Genomic DNA, 18,088 nt, shown 5'->3' with positions numbered 1-18,088 from the left:
CTATCGCTAACCCACAGAACGCCGTCAGGGGGATGCGCGGTTCCCTTGGGGGAGAAAACGCCGTGACGGCGCGCGCCCGGCTGCGCGATCATTGGGACCATGTCCGGGCCCGTGCACATCCGCGGCTCGGTCTCCGTCCCGGAGGCCGAGCTCCAGTGGCGTTTCTCGCGCTCGTCCGGGCCTGGCGGCCAGCATGTGAACACCAGCGACAGCCAGGTGGAGCTGCGCTACGACATAGCCAACTCGGCCGTGCTGCCCGAGGTGTGGAGGGAGCGCGCGCTGGAGCGGCTGGCGGGCAGGCTCGTCGACGGCGTGGTGTCCGTGCGCGCGTCCGAGCACCGCTCGCAGTGGCGCAACCGCGAGGTTGCCCTCACCAGGCTGGGCGCCCTGCTCGCCGAGGCGACCGCGCCCCCGCCGCGCCCCCGCAGGGCGACCAGGCCGACCCGCGGGATGATCGAGCGCCGGCTGGAGAACAAGCGCCGCCGCAGCCAGATCAAACGCGGGCGCAGCGGCCGCTACGAGACGTAGCCTGCGGCGCTCAGCGGCGCCAAGCCCGCCCGGCCCGGGCAAGCATCCGGCCACGACCCGGCCCGGGCAAGCATCCGGCCACGACCCGGCCCGGGCAAGCATCCGGCCACGACCCGGCGCGCATCCCGCTTCCCGCTTGCCTGGCCTGGCGGCCGGCACGGGAACACGAGCGACAGCCAGGTTTCGAGCGGCGCGGATCCGCGTCGCCCTTGGATCCCCCTACTTCGACAAATACCGGTACTTCCCCCGGAAATACGCCAGCGGCCCGCCGTCCGCGCTCGGGGTCTGCGCCGCGAGCACCAGCCCGATGGCGAGGGTGTGGTCACCGGCGGGGACGAGTTGCTCGGTCCGGCACTCCAGCACCGCCAGTGCCCCGCCGAGGATCGGCGCCCCCGACTCCTCCCCGCGGTAGTACGGGATGTCCTCGAACAGCAGCCGGTCGCTGATCCGCCCGCGCATCGCGAACCGCCCCGCGATGTGCCGCTGGCTCTCCGAGAGCACCGACACCGCCCACAGCGGCTGCCGGGAGAGCAGTTCCTCCATGCGCGAGTCGTTCCGGACGCTGACCGTGACGAGCGGCGGATCGAGGGACACCGACATGAACGCCGTGGCGGTCATCCCCACGTCCTCACCGCGGGGCCCGTCCTCCGGGTCGTGCGCGGTGACGAGGACAACGCCTCCCGCGAGGCGGGAGAGCGCGGCTCTGTAGTCGTCGGGATGCACGCTTCCAGCATGGCGGTCGGTCGGCTCGGCGGGGTCGGCCGTGGTCGTCTGTGAGGTGTCCTGCACAATCTGTCGCACACTTTGAACGCTATCCCCGCCGCATACGTGGGATAAGGGGCCAGGGGTGTATGCGCAGGCAAGACCTTCGACCGAGGCCGGTCGAGGACGATCGAACAAATGCCGAAACGGCGCAGGATCAGCACCGCAACCGTGCCGGAACCGGGCAACTCCATCACAACTTGCACACAACATGCTGTGAGGTGAGTCACAAGCGCCACTAATTGTTGACCCTGCGTACCGAGCGCACTGCTCGCTGTGATTCAGTTGCTTCTGCGATCGGACCATAGGAAATGTCAGGAGACGACGTCGAGGGCTCGGGGAGATCAATGGAAGCCGAGTCGGAGCAGTATGTCCGGCTGGGGACCCTGCGTCAGCTGCACCAAGTTGTTGCGGAGCTGAACGCGGCCCGCAGCCTGGCCGAGACCCTGCAGGCGGTCGCGGACGGTGTCGTGTCCGGGCTCGGATTCCAGATCGCCGTCGTGAACCTGGTCGGCCCGGACGGCGATCTCGTGGTCGCCGCGGTGTCCGGCAGCGCCGCCGCAGAGGCGCTCATGGCCGGGCGGGTCGGCTCGCGCGAGGCCTGGGACCGGCGTCTTTCCATGGGCGAGGTGTGGGGCACCCTGTGCTTCATCCCGTACGAGATCGGCTGGAGCCTCGACGGCGACGACGTGCCCTCCTGGCCGGGCGAGGGCCCGGCGTCGCCGATGTACCCGGACAGCTGGCACCCGAACGACCGTCTCTTCGCCCCCATGTACAGCAGCAACGAGCTGCTCGGTGTGCTCTCCGTCGACCGGCCGCGCAACGGCAAGCGCCCCGGCCCCTGGGTCCGCGAGGCCCTGCAGATGTACAGCTCCCAGGCCGGCATCGCCATCAGCAACGCGCGGCTGCGCTCCAATATGCAGCGCGCCCTGGTCCGCCTCGAGCGCGAACAGCAGGCGCTGCGGGCCAGCGAGGAGAGCTTCCGCCAGGCGTTCGAGTACGCCCCCAGCGGCATGGCCATCGCCGAGATGAGCGGGGACCAGCAGGGGAAGCTGCACCGCGCCAATGACGCCCTGTGCCGCCTGCTCGGCCGCCCGGCGACGATCCTGCGCCGCTACTCCTTCGCCGACCTGGTCCACCTCGAGGACCTGGATCTGCTCGTGCGCACCTCGGCCGAGGGCGGCCGGGCGGAGCTTCGGCTCTCTCGCCCCGACGGCAGCTACCTGTGGGTCTCGCTGCGCAACTCGGTCGTCGCCGACGCCGCCGACGGCCCACGCTACCTGCTCACGCACGTCGAGGACATCGAGGAGCGCAAGCGGCACGAACTCCAGCTCGCCCACCGGGCCAGCCACGACGCGCTCACCGGGCTGCCGAACAGCGCCGAGCTGCGCTCCCGCCTCGGGCGGCGGCTGTGTGATCGCGCACATGAGCCGGACGCCGCCGGCATAGGCTCGGTCACGACCTTGGACACGGGGCTGGCGGACGCGTTCGACAGCTTCGGCCTCGAGGGCCTGACGATGCCGACGGGCTACGACGGCCATGTCCACGCGGTGACGCCGGACGGGGAGTCCGCCGACCCGGATGTCGAGGGCCAGGGCGACGACCGCGGGATCAAGGGCGTCGCGGTGCTCTTCTGCGACCTCGACGGCTTCAAGTCGATCAACGACAGGTTCGGGCACCACACCGGGGACGCCGTCCTGGTGGAGGTGGCGCGCAGGCTGTCCAACGCCGTGCGCGACGGTGACACGGTGGCCCGGCTCGGCGGTGACGAGTTCGTGGTGCTCGCGGACGGGCTCGGCAGGGCCGACGCCTCGGAGCTCGCGGAACGCCTGCGTACGGCGCTGTCGCCGCCGATGCGTGTGGACGGCCGGGCCGTCAGGGTGGGGGCGAGCTTCGGCATCGGCTGGGCCGCCTGCGGGATGACCGCCGAAGAGGTGCTGCACAGTGCCGACCAGCGGATGTACGTCGACAAGAGATCCCGTTCCCGCAACCACCGCAGGGCCGGTTGAACCCGTCCGTCTGCCGAACGTGGATACTGGCACTCCTCCGTTCGGGGTAGGGTGCAGCGGGTCAGGTATGTCCGCAACGCTGCGGTCGGCAGACGCCGTGAGGGCTGCCACCGGTTGAACGATCATGAACATTGGCCATCGCGCAGAAGATCTGCTTCCCCCGAGCACCCCGGCCCTGATACGGCTGACGGGCGCGAGTGCGCCAAGGCCAGCTTCAGTGGGAGGTTGACGAGCGGATGACTGCCGGCACCAACGGCCATGGCAACGGGACGCCCGAGGACGACGATCCGTTCGCCTACCTGTACCGCCAGGAGGGCGGCGAGGGCCACAGCGCCGACGCCGCGACGCAGGTGCAGCCCCAGTACGGGCAGCCGGGCGTTCCGCGGACCTCGTACAACCAGGTCACGCGCGTCGGGCAGAACACCTCACGCCAGGGCCAGCGCACCGGCGGGTACGGCTACCCGCCCCAGTCGCCGCCGCAGGGCGGGTACGGCTACCCGCCCCAGCAGGCCCAGTCCGCGCCGCCGGAGTACGGGCAGCCGGACTACGGGCAGCCGACGTACGCCCAGCCGCAGTACGCCCCCGAGCCCCAGGCCGACCCCGCCTACAGCGGCGGCGGAAGCGGCGGCAGGCGCGGCGCGGGGCGCTCCGGCGGCGGCAACGGCAACCGCGGTCTGCTCATAGGCGCGGTCGCGGTCGTGGCGGCGGTGGCCGTCGTCATCGCCATCGTGATGTTGGTCGGCGACAACGGGAAGGACGACAAGGCCGACAACCCCCGTCCCAGTGCGTCGCACCAGCCGAGCCAGGACGACACGAAGAAGCCGACGGACAAGCCCGTCGACGAGCTGCCGCCGGTGACCGACGCGTCGGCGATGGTCCTCGAGGGCGGTGCCGCCAAGAGCACCGAGCGCACGGGCGCCCTCGGCAAGGACGGGGTGTACGTCGACCACATGAACACCCCCGGCGCCGCCGCCACCTGGCAGGTCAAGGTGCCCGAGGCCGGGCGGTACCGGTTCAACGTGCACTACGGCAACGCCGGTGAGGACGCCACCGCGACCCTGGTCGTGAACGGCAAGCCGCAGAAGCTGGGCCTGGACAACTACACGCACAAGGACGACTGGTCGCAGGCGTGGACCAAGTCCTACGGCCTGGTCACGCTCAAGGCGGGCAAGAACACCATCGCGGTCACCTGCGGCTCGGACGACCAGTGCGAATTCAACCTCGACCAGATCGCCCTCACCAGGTCGGGCTACCCGGCGAAGTGGCCGTAGCCGCTCCGGGCGCGCCCACCGACACCTGGTCGCCGGGGGAGAGACCGAGGCGGGCGGCGGCGCTGCCGCCGTTGACCGCCACCGTGAACAGCCCCGCGGAGTCGGTGTAGCCGACCAGGCCGCCCGCCGGGACATCGGCGAACGTCCCGGCGTACGGCACCTCGCCGCCGGCCTGGGGTGTGCGCACGTACACGGCGGCGCCCGGCCCCGGCCGCAGGCCCAGCTGCGCGAGCAGTTCGGGGTCGAGGCTGGTCTGCACATTGCCGAAGTGGTCCACCGTCACCACCTCGCCCTCCGCGCGCCCCGCGTCGAGGTCGAGGTGGCGCTCGGGCGCGGGCAGCCGCACCAGCTCCGCGGGGGCGAACGCGGGACCCACCTCGGCCAGCGCAACCCCATTGGCCAGATGCGCGGCGACGGGGGCGAACACGTCCCGGCCGTGGAAGGTCGAGGAGACATGAGCGCCCATCAGTTCGGGGTTCGTCAGCTCGTGCGCCGAGACGACTCCGCCGAGACTGTCGGTGGCGGGGTGCAGGATTCCGTTGTCGGGGCCGACGAGGATGTCACCGCGCGCGGTGGCCAGGGCGATGGAGCGGCGCGCCGTGCCCACGCCGGGGTCCACGACGGCGATGTGTACGGTGCGCGACGGCAGATGGGGGAGCGTCTGGGCCAGCACGGCGGATCCCCGCCTGACGTCCTGAGGGGGCACCAGGTGGGTGATGTCGATGACGCGGGCGCTGGGGGAGATGGCGGCGATCACCCCGTGGCAGGCGGCCACGAAGCCGTCCTGCAGCCCGTAGTCGGTCAGGAAGGACAGCACGGGCGACGGCACGGGGGTGATCGTCTCGGTCATGCGGGGAGAGTATCTACCGTGGCAGGCGCTCCGCCCCGGCGATCCACATCCCGTGCCGCATCACGGCCACGAGGTCGAGGTCGCGGTCGAGGACGACCAGGTCGGCGTCCTTGCCCGGCTCGAGGGAGCCCACGCGGTCGTCGATGCCCAGGAGCCTGGCGGGGTTGCCCGACAGTGCCCGCACGGCGTCCTCGATGGACAGCCCATTGACCTCGATCGCCCGCTTGAGCGCGGTGTCCAGGGTGAGCGTGCTGCCCGCGATGGACCCGCCCTCCACGAGCCGTGCCACACCCTCGTCCACCCGGACCTGCATCGGGCCGAGCGGATAGAGGCCGTCGCCCATCCCCGCCGCGCCCATGGCGTCGGTGATGAAGGCCACGCGGTCGGCACCGGCCTCGTTGAAGGCGAGGTTGAGCACGGACGGATGCAGATGGATGCCGTCGTTGATGAGCTCCACGGTGATCCGCTCGTCCTCGAGCAGCGCGGTGACGGGACCGGGGTGGCGGTGGTGCACGCCCGGCATCGCGTTGAACAGGTGCGTGGCCACCGTGGCGCCCGCCTCCACGGCCTCCAGCGAGCCCTCGTAGGTCGAGTCGGTGTGGCCGACGGCCGCGATGACGCCGTGTTCGACCAGCAGACGGACGGAGTCCAGGCCGCCGGGCAGCTCGGGCGCGAGGGTGAGCATCCTCGCGGTGCCACGGGCGGCGTCGACGAGCTTGCGCACCACCGCGGGGTCGGGGTCACGCAGCAGGGACGGCTCATGGGCGCCGCAGCGGGCGGCGCTGATGAACGGGCCCTCGAAGTGGATACCGGCCAGCTCGCCGTCCTCGACGAGCTCGGACAGGGCGGCGGCCTGGCGGCCCAGGTCGTCGATGTCGCCGGTGACCAGGCTGGCCAGCGTCGTCGTGGTGCCGTGCGCCCGGTGCAGGCGGGCGACCTTCAGCGCCTCCTCGGCGGTGCCGGAGGAGTACGAGGCGCCTCCGCCGCCGTGCACATGGATGTCCACGAAGCCCGGCACGATCCAGTGGCCGGACAGGTCGATCCCGGCGCCGTGGCCGGTGTCCGGCACGATCCTGCCGTCCTCGACGGCCAGCCGCCCGCCCTCGACGGTGCCTCCGGGCAGCACCACCCGTGCGCCGCTCAGCACGGTGCGCCCCTTCGTGCCATCTGCGGCACGACGCCGGAGCGGTGCCGCCGCATCCGCGCCCGTGGGCCCCTCGCGCCCGCCGTTGGGCAGGGAGGGACCGGCGTGCGGTCCTTCCGTCCCGTGCGGACGGGCAGCCTCGCGTGCGTCGCTCACGCGGTCACCTCCTTGGAGAGCAGATCCCAGGCGAGCAGACCCGCGCCCAGGCACCCGGCCGTGTCACCCAGCTCCGCCGGAACGATGTGGGGCAGCGTCTGGAACGTGATCCGTTCCCGCACCGCCTCGCGCAGGGGCGCGAAGAGCGTTTCCCCGGCCTCGGCCAGGCCGCCGCCGACGATGAGGACGCGGGGGTCGAGCAGGGTCACGGCGATGACCAGGCCGTCCGCCAGTGCGCGGACCGCCTCGTCCCAGACGGCCAGCGCCCGTGGGTCACCGGCCTCGACGGCGCGGGCGGCGTCCGCCGCGTCGGCGCCGGGGCCGCCGCCCGCCCGTGCCCAGTCGCGGGTGACCGCCGCCGCCGAGGCGACGGCCTCCAGGCATCCGTTGCGACCGCAGCCGCAGACGGGCCCGTCGGGACGGACCACCACATGGCCCAGCTCACCCGCGGAGCCGTGGGCCCCGGCCTCGATCCTGCCCTCGATGCCGATGGCGGCGGCGATGCCGGTGCCGAGCGCGAGGAAGAGGAAGCGGTCCTGGCCGCGTCCGGCGCCGAGCCTGCCCTCGGCGAGGCCGCCGGTGCGCAGGTCGTGGCCGAGCGCGACCGACGCCCCGCCGAGCCGCTTGCTCAGCAGCTCGCGCATGGGCACGTCGCGCCAGCCGAGGTTGGCGGAGAAGACGGCGACCCCGTTCTCCTCGTCGACGGTGCCGGGTACCGCGACGCCCGCCGCGGCGGCGGGCTCACCGTAGGTGCGCTCGCCGATCCCTCGGAGCTCGGCGGCGAAATCGAGGACGGTCTCGACGACGGCATCGGGTCCCCGCTCCCTGGCGGTGGGCCGGCGCTCCTCGTGCAGAAGCGTTCCGTCCGCCGCGACCAGGGCTGCCTTCATTCCGGTGCCGCCCACATCCAGGGCGATGACGTGTCTCACGGCAACAGTGTCTCGTCCCTACCCGCAATAGGTCTAGTCCACTCACGTGGTCGGCGTCGTTTTCCCCACGTGACCGGGGTGGCGGTCGGCCCTTCCGGTGCGTGCTTCCGCGGTCAACTCGGGCCGGAGGGAAGGGCACGCACGGGTGGCGGCGGGGCTTCCGCTTGGGGAAGGGGAGCGATATTTCCAGTGAAGTCGCGACTGGTGTAGACCTAGGGGTGGCGTTCAGGGGAGACTCAGGCGCTTCGGTTGCAGGGCAGAGCAGAAATAAGGCGGTACAGCAGGTGCAGCGGCGATTGATCGGCTTGACCGCGGTGGTGTTCGCGGGGGCCCTGACGCTCACGGCGTGTGGCACTGGCACGGGCTCCTCGGGCTCGGTCACCCTCAAGCTCGTGGCCGCGGACTACGGCTCGACCCCTGAGAGCAGCTCCAAGAAGTACTGGGACAGCCTCGCCAAGGACTTCACCGCCCAGCACCCCGACATCAAGATCGACGTCCACGTCGTCAGCTGGAACACGATCGACCAGAAGGTCGCCGCGATGCTCGACCGCGGGGACGTGCCGGACATCCTGCAGACCGGCTCCTATGCCGACTTCGCCGCCAAGGGCATGCTCTACAGCGCCGACGACCTGCTGCCCATCCCCGTGCAGTCCGACTTCATCCCGTCCCTGGCCGACGCGGGCGATGTGAAGGGCGTGCAGTACGGCATCCCGTTCGTCTCCAGCTCGCGGATGTTCTTCTACAACACCAAGCTGTTCGAGAAGGCGGGCATCACCACGGGCGCCCCGCGGACATGGGTCGAGCTGAAGGCCGACGCCCTCAAGCTCAAGGCGGCCGGCGTCGAGATGCCCTACGGCCTCCCGATGGGCCCCGAGGAGGCGCAGGCCGAGACCATGATGTGGCTGCTCGGCGGCGAGGGCGACTACACCGACCAGACGGGCAGTTACACCCTCGACTCCGAGCAGAACATCAAGGCGCTGCAGTGGGTCAAGGACAATCTCGTCACCCCCGGACTGGCCGGGTCCGACCCGGCGAAGACCAACCGTCAGGACGTCTTCGACAAGTTCCTCAAGGGCAAGGTCGGCATGCTCAACGGCCACCCGACGCTCACCGAGGCCGCCAGGAAGGCCGGGATCAAGTACAAGCTGGCCCCGATCCCCGGCAAGGGGGCGGCACTGAGCGAGACGCTCGGCGTGGCCGACTGGATGATGGGCTTCAAGAAGAACGGGCACCGCGACCAGATAGGCGAGTTCCTCGCGTTCGCCTACAACCAGAAGAACACCGTCGACTTCCTGCACAAGTACGACCTGCTGCCGGTGACCACGACGGCGTCGGACGCGATGAGCGAGGACCCCTCGCTCAAGCCCGTGCAGCCGTTCCTGCAGAAGCTGAGCACCGCCCGGCTGTACCCGCTCGGCGACCCGACCTGGGGCGCGGTCAGCACGGAGATGAAGAAGAAGCTCGGCAAGGCGGTCACCGGCGACCCCCGCCAGGTCCTCCAGCAGCTTCAGACCTACGCCAACCACCGGGTGACCGACCTCAAGGCGGCGGACGCGAAGACGAAGAGCTGAGCGGCACCGTGTCGAGCGAGCACAACGCCGAGGACGCGGGCAGGGAGCACGGCGGCACCGAGGACGCGGGCGCCGAGCACGGCGGCACCGAGGACGCGGGCGCCGAGCACCTGGGGGCCGAGCACGTGGGGGTCGAGCACGCCGGCGCCGAGGACGTCGACGCCGAGCACGCCGCCCCCGAGCAGGAGGGGGGCGAGCAGGAGGGGGGCGAGCAGGAGGGGGCCGATCAGGACGGCGCCGAGCCGGCGCGGGGCGGACTCTCCGACCGCGACCGTGCCGTGCTCGACCTGGCCCGTCGCACATGGAGCCGTCCCGGTGCCAAGGAACGCGCCATTCGCGAGCAGCTGGGCATGTCGCCGACCCGCTACTACCAGGTGCTCAACGCCCTCCTGGACACCCCCGACGCCCTGGAGCACGACCCGGTCACCGTGAACCGGCTGCGCCGAATGCGCGACGCCCGCCGAAGCCGCCGCTGACCGGCCGGCGGGTCGTGGGTTGCAGGCTCCACGCGAACCACCCGCACACCGCCGCCGCCAGCAGACCGGCCCAGCCGTAGCGGTGCACATCGGCCCAGTGAGGATCGTCGACGGCCACGAAGAGCCGGTACCGGTGCGGAACGGCGGCCAGCGATGCCGACAACACGATCACCGCCGGGCCCGCGGTCGAACCCGCCGCCGTACCGCCGCCCCACCGCAGGACTCCTGCGGCGCACGCGACCGAGCAGGCCGTCAGAGCCGCCGCCTCGACGGTCAGGGCGCCGTACGGCAGCCCCGCTCCGGAGGCCGGTGCCAGCCGGGCGACGGCGAGCACCGCCACCCACCACCCGGCGGCGAGCGGCAGCAGAAGTGCCGTGCGCAGCGAGTGCCGCAGCAGCCGGGGGGTCGGCACGGCGCCGGTGGTGTGCCCGGCGGGGTCGTCCAGCAGGAACGCGGCACCGAGCGCGCCCGAGAGGGCAGCCACCCGCACCAGGTCGACCAGGACCACGGGGGGCAGCGTCAGCGGGAGCAGCGCGGGCGCCCCTACCAGAGCGAGTCCGAGCGTCCCGCCTGCGGCGAGCGGCGCCCACGGCAGGGTCCGCCACGTCGGAGCGAGCAGTGCGACGACGAGCGCCCGGATCACTGGCACCCCCACTGCCGGTCGTCGTCGGTCAGCGGCGGCGCCTTGACGCCCAGGAGTTCGGCGGCGCGCTCGGTGCTGACGCCCTCGGCGGTCAGTTGCCCCCACTCGGCCTTGACGCGGGCGCCGGCCTCGGCCCTGGGTCTGTCGAGCAGGGCACGCACGACCGCGTACTCGTGGTCGCGAAGCACCAGGCCCGCGCTCAGGCCGTCGGCGGGGGAGGGGATGGAGGCCCCGCCGCCGAAGGAGTGCGCCAGGATCGAGTGCAGACCGCCCTCGGTGTGCTCGGTGGCCTGTGTCGCGAGCCAGAACACCAGCACCCCCCGCCCGTCGCACATGACGGCGGAGGACGCCCGCGGACCGTGGCCCATGACGAGCTGGTGGGCAACGGCCGCCGCCAGTGCGATCTCCTTCTCCCCGCCGCCCCAGGCCGTACCCGCCGCGATGGCGTCCGGGGTGCCCGCCGCACGGTCGTCCTCGGCCCAGTGCAGGCCGGAGGGCACCGCCGGACGGGTCCCCGAGCCCGGCCCGCTCGGGCCGTCCGTGGCGAAGACCCGCTGCCGCACGTAGAGCCGCCGCTCCTTCACGCCGTCGGGGGCGAGCCCGCGCACCCCGCGCACCACCGTGTCCCACTCGTCCGTCCACGGTGTGAACTCGGGGAAGGCGCAGTACGTCGTCGGACCGCGGCGATGGCACTCCTGCATGGAGGAGGGGCGGTCGGTCGCCTCCTCGCGAGCGGCCCGCAGCGCGTCGGACGGGCCCAGGCTCTGCAGGACGGCGCCGACCGAGCAGACCGCCAGCGCGCCGAAGGCCGTTGCCTTCACGGCCGCGCTGCGTCCGCCGCTGACCAGGACCGCCCCCGCACCGGTCAGCGTCACCAGCCCGGCCAGGTAGAGCAGATGCCACCCGGCGGGCCGCCCCATCAGGTGCGAGGGCAGCGGCATTCCCCCCTCGTCGAAGGCGAGCGGGGACAGCCTGCGGAACCCCTCGGCGCCCGAGGCGCCCACCCCGAAGACGAAGGTGAGCGCGATCACCACGACGACGGCCAGCGGGGCGGCGAACGACGAGCGGAACACACGCCCGAGCAGCACACCCACCACGGCGAACAGCAGCACCAGCGCGGGCCCGGTTGCCAGCTCGTTGACGCTGGCGTGCCCGACCACGCCGGGCCGGGTGAGTGCCCGGACCAGCTGGGCGGCCACGACCGCGGCGGTCAGCAGGACCAGTGGCACCAGGGACAGCAGGTGGGCGCAGGTGCGCTGCCACGGTCGCAGCACCAGGGTGCCGAAGTGCGCCTCTGTGCCGTGCCGGCGCGAGCGCAGCACTGCCCCGTTCGCGCCGACCAGGGCCGCCAGGCCGATGAGCTCCAGGCCGATCTGCGTCTCGCGGTCCATGTCCTGGAGGACGGGGAAGCTCTCCTGCGGTGAACCGCCGGGCCACAGCAGCCACACCGAGTAGACGACAGCGGCGGTGAAGACGAGTGGATGGAGCAGCAGGCGGCCCGCCTCGAAGCGCGCCAGGGCGAGTACGGCCCGTCGGCGGTTCGCGGCGGGTGCGTCCACGGTTTCGCGGACCGCGGTCAGTGCGTTCATGCCATGGCCCCTTCGGCGGCGCCGTCGATGGCCATCAGGTAGCCGTCCTCCAGGGTCGGCTCGAGGATGGCCGCGCCCCCTGGCGGATCGCCGAGGTTGCGGAATTCGCCCGTGCCCGTGCGCCATCCCGCCAGCGCCCCCTGGGCCTTGGCGTCACTGCTCCACACCCTGCCCTCGGCCGCGGCGGTCAGCTCGGCGGGTGTGCCGTCGAAGCGGATCCTGCCCCGGTCGAGGACGACGACCCGGTGGCAGAGCATCGCCACGTCCTCGGTCTGGTGGGTGGACAGCAGGACCGTCCGCCCCTGGCCCGCCTCGGCGATCAGTTCGCGGAACCGCATCCGCTGCTCGGGGTCCAGGCCCACCGTCGGCTCGTCGAGGACCACGAACGACGGGTCGCCCACCAGGGCCGCCGCCAGTGCCACCCGCTGCCGCATCCCGCCCGACAGCGCCTTGATCCGTTTGCCGCGCGCATCGGCCAGCCCCACGTCGTCCAGCCTGCGCCGGACCTCCTGGTGCCGCTGCCGCCGGTCGGTCAGCTCCTTGAGGATCGCCACGTAGTCGACGAACTCGAACGCGGTGAAGCCCGGGTGGAAGCCGGGGCTCTGCGGCAGGTAGCCGAGAGTGCGGCGGACGGCCTGGCGGCCCGCCACGGTGCTCGGGTCGTTGCCCAGGACGGTCAGCGCCCCCCTGTCGGGCGGCGTCGCGGTGGCCAGGATGCGCAGGAGCGTGGTCTTGCCCGCGCCATTGGGGCCGAGCAGCCCGGTGACGCCCTCACCGAGGCGGAACGAGACATCGTCCAGGGCGACCGTGCCGCGATAGCGCAGCGTGAGTCCGGAGACGGAAACGGTGGGCGGTGCGGTCCTCGATGCTGGCGGCGCGGTCATTCAAAGCCTCCCGGCGCTGATCCGAACGCGGGCGTTCATGTGGCGGCTGCTGTCGAACCGGTCCCTGGCGATGAGCACTGCCGCCGTGGCGGCGACGGCGATGGCGGCGAGAGCGCATTGCCCGGCGGTGGTGAACGGCGCCGCGGTCGGGCCCGTCCACAGGCCCCCGAGCGACACCGCGGTCAGCCAGGCCACGGCGACGACCGATGGCGCGACGACCGGGCCGAGCCGGGGCATCAGGGCCAGGCCGAGAGCGGTGAGGGCGAGCGCGGGCAGCAGCCAGCCGAGAGCGGCGAGCCCGAAGGAGGGCAGGGCCAGGCTCGCGAGGGCGCTGAGGGTGGTGGTCGTGGTGAGCACCGCGACCGTGCGCAGCATCAGCAGCCGGAAGGTGTGCATGGGCGCGACCACCGCCATCTCGTACGTCGGGTCCAGCCCCGGTCCGAAGGAGACGGCGACCCCGGCGAGCGGCAGCAGGGGCGCGGTGGCCAGCAGCATCATCAGCGCGGAGCCGCCGCGCATCGCGTGCCCCGCGGCGACCGCGACGAGCAGGGTCAGCACGACCGCGCCGAGCCAGGCGCGCCGCAGCACGGGGGTGGCGGCCAGCAGGCGCGCGGTGTGGTCGGCGACGCCGAGCCGCACGAGCAGCGACTCCACCGGGCCGGGGCGCGGGGCGTCGAGCTCGGCGTCCAACCGGGCCCAGCCCGCGTCCACGGCGGCCGTGCCGACCGCGGTGTTCAACCGCTCCCGGCAGTGGGCGCAGCCCGCGAGGTGGGTCTCGGTGGACCACAGCCGGGGCGCGGCCAGCGAGCCCTCGGCGTAGCCGGTCAGATCGTCCTCGGGAACGTGCCAGCTCTCCATGTCCGTTCCTCCTCTCATGCCAGCTCCTGCCGCAGCTGCCTGCGGGCGCGCATCGCCCTGGTCTTGACGGTTCCGGGCGGGATGCCCAGCAGGACCGCGGCCTCACGGGTGGTGAGGCCGTCGATGACCGTCGCCTGGAGCACCGCTCGCAGCTCGGGCGAGAGCCTGGCCAGCGAGCCGGCCAGATCGCCGTGCTCGACACCGGCCAGCACTTGCTCCTCGGCGGACGGCTCGTCCTTGCCGCGCACGCGGGAGAGCGCCTGCCGCAATCGGCCGCGCGCTCCGGCGCCGCGCAGGGCGTCGATCAGCCGCCGTGAGCCGATGCGCCACAGCCAGGCCGCGACATCACCCTCGTGGCGGTACCGGGCCGAGCCGCGCCAGATCGCCAGGAAGGTCTCCTGGACGACGTCGTCGACGAGCGCGGCGTCGGCGCAGCGGCCCCGCAGCCGAAGGGACAGCCAGACCGCGTACCGCCGGTACAGCTCCTCGAAGGCCCGGCGGTCCCCGTCCGCGGCGGCCGTCACCAGCTCCACGTCCGAGGGCTTCGGCCCGTCTCTCATCGTTGTCACGCCCCTACATCGCAACGGCCGCCCCGATCGGTTCACGGGCCGTCGAAGGTGCCCGGGGAAGCGGCCGGTCCGGCCGCGCCGTGCTCCCGTACGCCTCACATGCTCCGGCAGCCCTTGGGTAGGGTCGGGCGACATGGGTATCCCCACGCCGACCACGCCGCAGGGCAAGGAAGGGCTCGCGGCGCTGCTGGCCGAGCCGGGGCGCGCCGTGGTCGCGCTCGACTTCGACGGAACGCTCTCACCGATCGTCCCGGACCCCGACCAGGCCCGCGCCCACCCCGGAGCGGTCCGGGCGCTGTCGGGACTCGCGCCGCGTGTGCGGTCGGTCGCCGTCGTCACCGGGCGCCCTCCGGGCGTGGCCGTGCGGCACGGCGGGTTCGCGGGCGTGCCGGGCCTGGAGCACCTGGTGGTCCTGGGCCACTACGGCGCCGAGCGCTGGGACGCGGTGACGGGCGAGGTGCACGCGCCCGCGGTCCACCCGGGGGTGCTGACCGCCCGTGCCGAGCTGCCCGGCTTCCTGGACCGCATCGGCGCCTGGCAGGGCACCTGGCTCGAGGACAAGGGGCGCGCGGTCGCCGTGCACACCCGCCGCACCGAGGACCCCGACGCCGCGCTGGACCTGCTCAAGGGGCCCCTGGGGGAGCTGGCGGAGCGGCACGGCCTGGTCCTCGAACCGGGCAGGATGGTGCTGGAGCTGCGCCCGCCCGGCATGGACAAGGGTGTGGCACTCGCGGAGTACCTGAACGAGGTGGGAGCCGGGTCCGTGCTCTACGCGGGCGACGACCTGGGGGATCTGGCCGCCTTCGGGGCCGTGGAACGGCTGCGGGCAGAGGGACTGCCGGGACTGCTGGTGTGCAGTGGAGCGCTGGACGAGGGCGGCGAACCCACCGTCGCCGAGCTGGCGCGCCGGGCCGATCTGGTCGTGGACGGCCCCGGAGGGGTCGTTGCGTTGCTGGAGGCCCTGGCCGACGTACTGTCGATCTAGGCACACGTACTGCCGCTCGGGATACGTACACAAGTTTGCTTCCCATCACGGAGGGCAAGGCTCGCCGCATGGTCACTGCGAACGCAGCAGCTCAGATCCTTGTCGCGTCCAACCGCGGCCCCGTCTCGTTCCGTGAGGAGGACGACGGCACCCTGACCCTGCGCCGGGGCGGGGGCGGCCTGGTCTCCGGTCTGTCCGCCATAGGCCACGGCGAGTCCTCCCCGTCGTCGGTGTGGGTGTGCGCGGCACTGTCCGACGCCGACCGCAGGGCCGCCCGCCAGGCGCCGCACGGCCGCCTGGACGCCGCCGGCCACGACACCGGCGGCCAGGCCGTCCGGATGCTCGACATCGACCCGGGCACCTTCGACCGCGCCTACAACGGTGTCGCCAACTCGGTGCTGTGGTTCGTCCACCACCTGCTCTACGACACCCCGCTCAAGCCCGTCTTCGACGAGGACTTCCGACGCGAGTGGTCCTCGTACGAGGCCTACAACGCGGCCTTCGCGGACTCCCTGGCGGCCGAGGCGGCCCGGGGCGCCACCGTCCTCGTCCAGGACTACCACCTGACCCTGACCCCGCGGATGCTGCGCGAGCGCCGCCCGGACCTGCGCATCGGCCACTTCTCCCACACCCCGTGGGCGCCGCCGGACTACTACCGGATGCTGCCGGACGCGATCGGCCGCCAGGTACTGACCGGGATACTCGGCGCCGATCGGGCGGCCTTCCTCACCCGCCGCTGGGCCGGGGCCTTCGCGGACTGCTGCGAGGCCGTCCTCGGCGCGTCCGTGGAGCGGCCGGCGGACCCGGCGGCCGACCTCGCCGTCACCCACGAGGGGCGCACGACGCGCCTGGGGGTGCACGGCCTCGGCGCGGACGCCGACTTCCTGCGCTCCCGCGCGCGCAAGCCGGACGTGGACGAGCGCCTCGCCGCTCTGCGCTCCCGGGTCGGCCAGGACGACGGGGTGCCGCGCCGCACCGTGGTGCGCGTGGACCGCACCGAGCTGTCCAAGAACATCGTCCGCGGCCTGCTCGCCTACCGGCATCTGCTGCGCACCAGGCCCCAGTGGCGCGGCAAGGTCGTGCACATAGCGTTCGCCTACCCCTCCCGCCAGGACGTGCCGGAGTACCGCGTGTACACCGAGGCCGTGCGGCGGGTGGCCGACGAGATCAACGAGGAGTTCGGCACCGAGTCCTGGACGCCGCTGCTCCTGCACCTCGACGACGACTTCCCGCGCTCGCTGGCCGCCTACCGGATGGCCGACGTGGCGCTGGTCAACCCGATCAGGGACGGGATGAACCTCGTCGCCAAGGAGGTGCCCGTCGTCTCCGACGAGGGCTGCGCGCTGGTCCTGTCCCGCGAGGCGGGCGCCGCGGCCGAGCTGGCCGAGGACGCGGTCATGGTCAACCCGTACGACGTGATCGCCACCGCCGACGCGCTGCACGAGGCCCTGACGCTGCCCGCCGAGGAGCGTGCGGCCCGGTCCAAGCGGCTCGCCGCCGCGGCCACCGCGCTGCCCCCGCAGAAGTGGTTCCTGGACCAGCTAGCCGCGCTCACCGCGTAGCCACCGGTACTCGGGCACGGAGAGCATCGGCGGCCGCTCCTCGGCCATCACCCGGTGGGTGTGCGGAACGAAGCCATTGCCGGGCACGCGGTCGAACTGCGTCAGCAGGGGGGAGAGCAGATCGTCCTCGGCCTTGAGCCGGTGGGTGCGGGCCAGCCGCTCCAGCGCCGTGCGGTAGATCGTCGCCGCCATCCGCCCCAGGGCCTGTCCGTCCTGGTGGCGGTGGTGGCGCACCCCCACGTCCACCTGCGCCAGCGCGTCGAGGCCGACGGTCTCCAGCGCGTCCACCAGCAGCCCCAGCTCCACGCCGTAGCCGCACGGGAAGTGCAGCCGCTCCAGCAGCGAGCGGCGGGCCGCGTACTCCCCGCCCAGCGGCTGGACGAACCCGGCCAGCAGGGGCCAGTGCAGATTCAGCAGGGGACGGGCCACCAGCTCGGTGACCCGGCCGCCGCCCGCGGGCACGACCGCGTCACCGGTCTCCAGCGGCCGGTCGTACATCGCCTTGACGAAGTCCACGTCGGGCTCGGTCAGCAGGGGGCCGACGATCCCCGAGACAAAGCCCGATTCGAATTCACGCAGGTCGGCGTCGATGAAGCACACGATCTCGCCGCGCGTCTCCAGCAGCGAGCGCCACAGCACCTCGCCCTTGCCTGGCACGGAGGGCACCCGCGGCAGTATGTCGTCGCGGTGCACCACACGGGCGCCGGCCCGGGCGGCCACCTCACCCGTGCGGTCGGTCGAGCCGGAGTCGACGACCACGATCTCGTCGACGAGCGGGACCGCCTCCACGAGGTCGCGGCGGATCACCGAGACGATCTCACCGACCGTGGGCTCCTCGTCGAGGGCGGGCAGCACCACGCTGATCGTCCCCCCGGCCCCTGCCGCGCCCTTCGCGGCCACCAGCCGGTCCGGATCCCGGTCCCCGGCCGCCCAGGACCGCCGCCGCAGCCAGCGGTCCACCTCGTCAAGCACGTGCCGGCTCCTGTCGTCACGGATGGGTGCCCATCTCGACGGATGGGGGGTCCATCTCGCGGTACGGACGCCGGTGACCGGTGTCCGACCTGTCGGTTACAGTCTTGAACAAGCGCCACGACCATCGCATGCCGGTGGTCCCGCGCGACAAACACGTCCGTACGACCGGGCGTCATACCGCTCATCCAGAGGGGCAGAGGGAACGGCCCGTTGAAGCCCCGGCAACCCTCCAGCCGGTTCTCGCAAGCGAACAGCGCGAGGCCCCGGCGGGGAAGGTGCCAAGTCCGTCCTGCGGCGAAACACGCCCGGGGAAGATGAGGAGAGAGGCCT

At 72.7% G+C, this 18,088-nt stretch carries 17 protein-coding genes and 1 riboswitch; of the genes, 7 read left to right on the top strand and 10 right to left on the bottom strand.

Annotated elements, in window-relative coordinates:
- The first annotated feature begins 90 nt into the window (after nt 1-90).
- Nucleotides 91-528, top strand: coding sequence for an alternative ribosome rescue aminoacyl-tRNA hydrolase ArfB (gene arfB / locus IEY86_RS12345; protein ID WP_189131752.1), 438 nt, complete (start codon nt 91-93; stop codon nt 526-528).
- 219 nt (nt 529-747) lie between these two features.
- Here the strand turns inward: arfB and IEY86_RS12340 are convergent, their stop codons facing one another.
- Nucleotides 748-1,251, bottom strand: coding sequence for a flavin reductase family protein (locus IEY86_RS12340; protein ID WP_189131751.1), 504 nt, complete (start codon nt 1,249-1,251; stop codon nt 748-750).
- A 386-nt stretch (nt 1,252-1,637) separates the two neighbouring features.
- Here IEY86_RS12340 and cdgB point away from each other — a divergent pair, with 386 nt between their 5' ends.
- Both cdgB and IEY86_RS12330 read left to right on the top strand, forming a co-directional pair.
- On the top strand, nt 1,638-3,299 hold the full coding sequence (gene cdgB / locus IEY86_RS12335; protein ID WP_189131651.1) for a diguanylate cyclase CdgB: 1,662 nt from the start codon (nt 1,638-1,640) through the stop codon (nt 3,297-3,299).
- A 236-nt stretch (nt 3,300-3,535) separates the two neighbouring features.
- Nucleotides 3,536-4,570, top strand: a complete 1,035-nt coding sequence (locus IEY86_RS12330) for a CBM35 domain-containing protein (protein ID WP_189131650.1) — start codon at nt 3,536-3,538, stop codon at nt 4,568-4,570.
- On the opposite strand, the gene IEY86_RS12325 is transcribed toward IEY86_RS12330, so the two are convergent.
- The 3 genes from IEY86_RS12325 to IEY86_RS12315 all read right to left on the bottom strand — a co-directional run bounded on the left by IEY86_RS12325 (nt 4,536) and on the right by IEY86_RS12315 (nt 7,649).
- Entirely contained in the window at nt 4,536-5,420 is an 885-nt protein-coding gene (locus IEY86_RS12325; protein ID WP_189131649.1) for an SAM hydrolase/SAM-dependent halogenase family protein, read from the bottom strand. The genes IEY86_RS12330 and IEY86_RS12325 overlap by 35 nt on opposite strands.
- A 13-nt stretch (nt 5,421-5,433) precedes the next feature.
- The gene (gene nagA / locus IEY86_RS12320; protein WP_189131750.1) at nt 5,434-6,567 is read right to left on the bottom strand and encodes an N-acetylglucosamine-6-phosphate deacetylase; all 1,134 of its coding nucleotides are present in this window, start codon (nt 6,565-6,567) and stop codon (nt 5,434-5,436) included.
- Between the two features lie 149 nt (nt 6,568-6,716).
- Nucleotides 6,717-7,649 (bottom strand): ROK family protein, encoded by a 933-nt coding sequence (locus IEY86_RS12315; protein WP_189131648.1) that lies wholly within the window; start codon nt 7,647-7,649, stop codon nt 6,717-6,719.
- A 296-nt stretch (nt 7,650-7,945) separates the two neighbouring features.
- Here IEY86_RS12315 and IEY86_RS12310 point away from each other — a divergent pair, with 296 nt between their 5' ends.
- Complete coding sequence (locus IEY86_RS12310) at nt 7,946-9,220, top strand: extracellular solute-binding protein (RefSeq protein ID WP_229698362.1); 1,275 nt, start codon at nt 7,946-7,948, stop codon at nt 9,218-9,220.
- Between the two features lie 125 nt (nt 9,221-9,345).
- Entirely contained in the window at nt 9,346-9,696 is a 351-nt protein-coding gene (locus IEY86_RS38040; RefSeq protein ID WP_189131749.1) for a DUF3263 domain-containing protein, read from the top strand.
- Here the strand turns inward: IEY86_RS38040 and IEY86_RS12300 are convergent.
- Genes IEY86_RS12300 through IEY86_RS12280 form a run of 5 tightly spaced genes read right to left on the bottom strand, consistent with a single transcriptional unit; the run spans nt 9,644 to nt 14,230 of the window.
- Nucleotides 9,644-10,339 carry an ABC transporter gene (locus IEY86_RS12300; protein WP_189131646.1) on the bottom strand — a complete coding sequence of 232 codons (696 nt, stop codon included), beginning with the start codon at nt 10,337-10,339 and terminating at the stop codon, nt 9,644-9,646. The two genes, IEY86_RS38040 and IEY86_RS12300, sit on opposite strands and share 53 nt — an antisense overlap.
- Nucleotides 10,336-11,928: an ABC transporter permease gene (locus IEY86_RS12295; RefSeq protein ID WP_189131645.1), complete on the bottom strand. Its 1,593-nt coding sequence runs from the start codon at nt 11,926-11,928 to the stop codon at nt 10,336-10,338. Before IEY86_RS12295 ends, IEY86_RS12300 begins: the two co-directional genes overlap by 4 nt.
- Nucleotides 11,925-12,812 (bottom strand): ABC transporter ATP-binding protein, encoded by an 888-nt coding sequence (locus tag IEY86_RS12290; RefSeq protein WP_189131644.1) that lies wholly within the window; start codon nt 12,810-12,812, stop codon nt 11,925-11,927. Before IEY86_RS12290 ends, IEY86_RS12295 begins: the two co-directional genes overlap by 4 nt.
- The gene (locus IEY86_RS12285) at nt 12,813-13,688 is read right to left on the bottom strand and encodes a cupin domain-containing protein (RefSeq protein ID WP_229698361.1); all 876 of its coding nucleotides are present in this window, start codon (nt 13,686-13,688) and stop codon (nt 12,813-12,815) included.
- A complete protein-coding gene (locus IEY86_RS12280) occupies nt 13,685-14,230 on the bottom strand; it encodes an RNA polymerase sigma factor (protein WP_189131747.1) in 546 nt (181 codons plus the stop codon). Before IEY86_RS12280 ends, IEY86_RS12285 begins: the two co-directional genes overlap by 4 nt.
- 142 nt (nt 14,231-14,372) lie before the next feature.
- On the opposite strand from IEY86_RS12280, the gene otsB reads away from it, so the two are divergent.
- Nucleotides 14,373-15,224: a trehalose-phosphatase gene (gene otsB / locus IEY86_RS12275; RefSeq protein WP_189131643.1), complete on the top strand. Its 852-nt coding sequence runs from the start codon at nt 14,373-14,375 to the stop codon at nt 15,222-15,224.
- A gap of 68 nt (nt 15,225-15,292) precedes the next feature.
- Complete coding sequence (locus IEY86_RS12270; RefSeq protein ID WP_189131642.1) at nt 15,293-16,786, top strand: alpha,alpha-trehalose-phosphate synthase (UDP-forming); 1,494 nt, start codon at nt 15,293-15,295, stop codon at nt 16,784-16,786.
- Here IEY86_RS12270 and IEY86_RS12265 read toward each other — a convergent pair.
- On the bottom strand, nt 16,766-17,758 hold the full coding sequence (locus IEY86_RS12265) for a glucosyl-3-phosphoglycerate synthase (protein WP_189131641.1): 993 nt from the start codon (nt 17,756-17,758) through the stop codon (nt 16,766-16,768). The two genes, IEY86_RS12270 and IEY86_RS12265, sit on opposite strands and share 21 nt — an antisense overlap.
- Nucleotides 17,759-17,936: 178 nt before the next feature.
- A riboswitch (SAM riboswitch) is annotated at nt 17,937-18,079 on the top strand.
- Nucleotides 18,080-18,088: the final 9 nt, after the last annotated feature.

The sequence above is a fragment of the Wenjunlia tyrosinilytica genome, assembly GCF_014646055.1.
Lineage (GTDB): Bacteria > Actinomycetota > Actinomycetes > Streptomycetales > Streptomycetaceae > Wenjunlia > Wenjunlia tyrosinilytica.
Note: the sequence above shows the minus strand (reverse complement) of the source record. Positions and strands in the feature narration are given on the sequence as shown.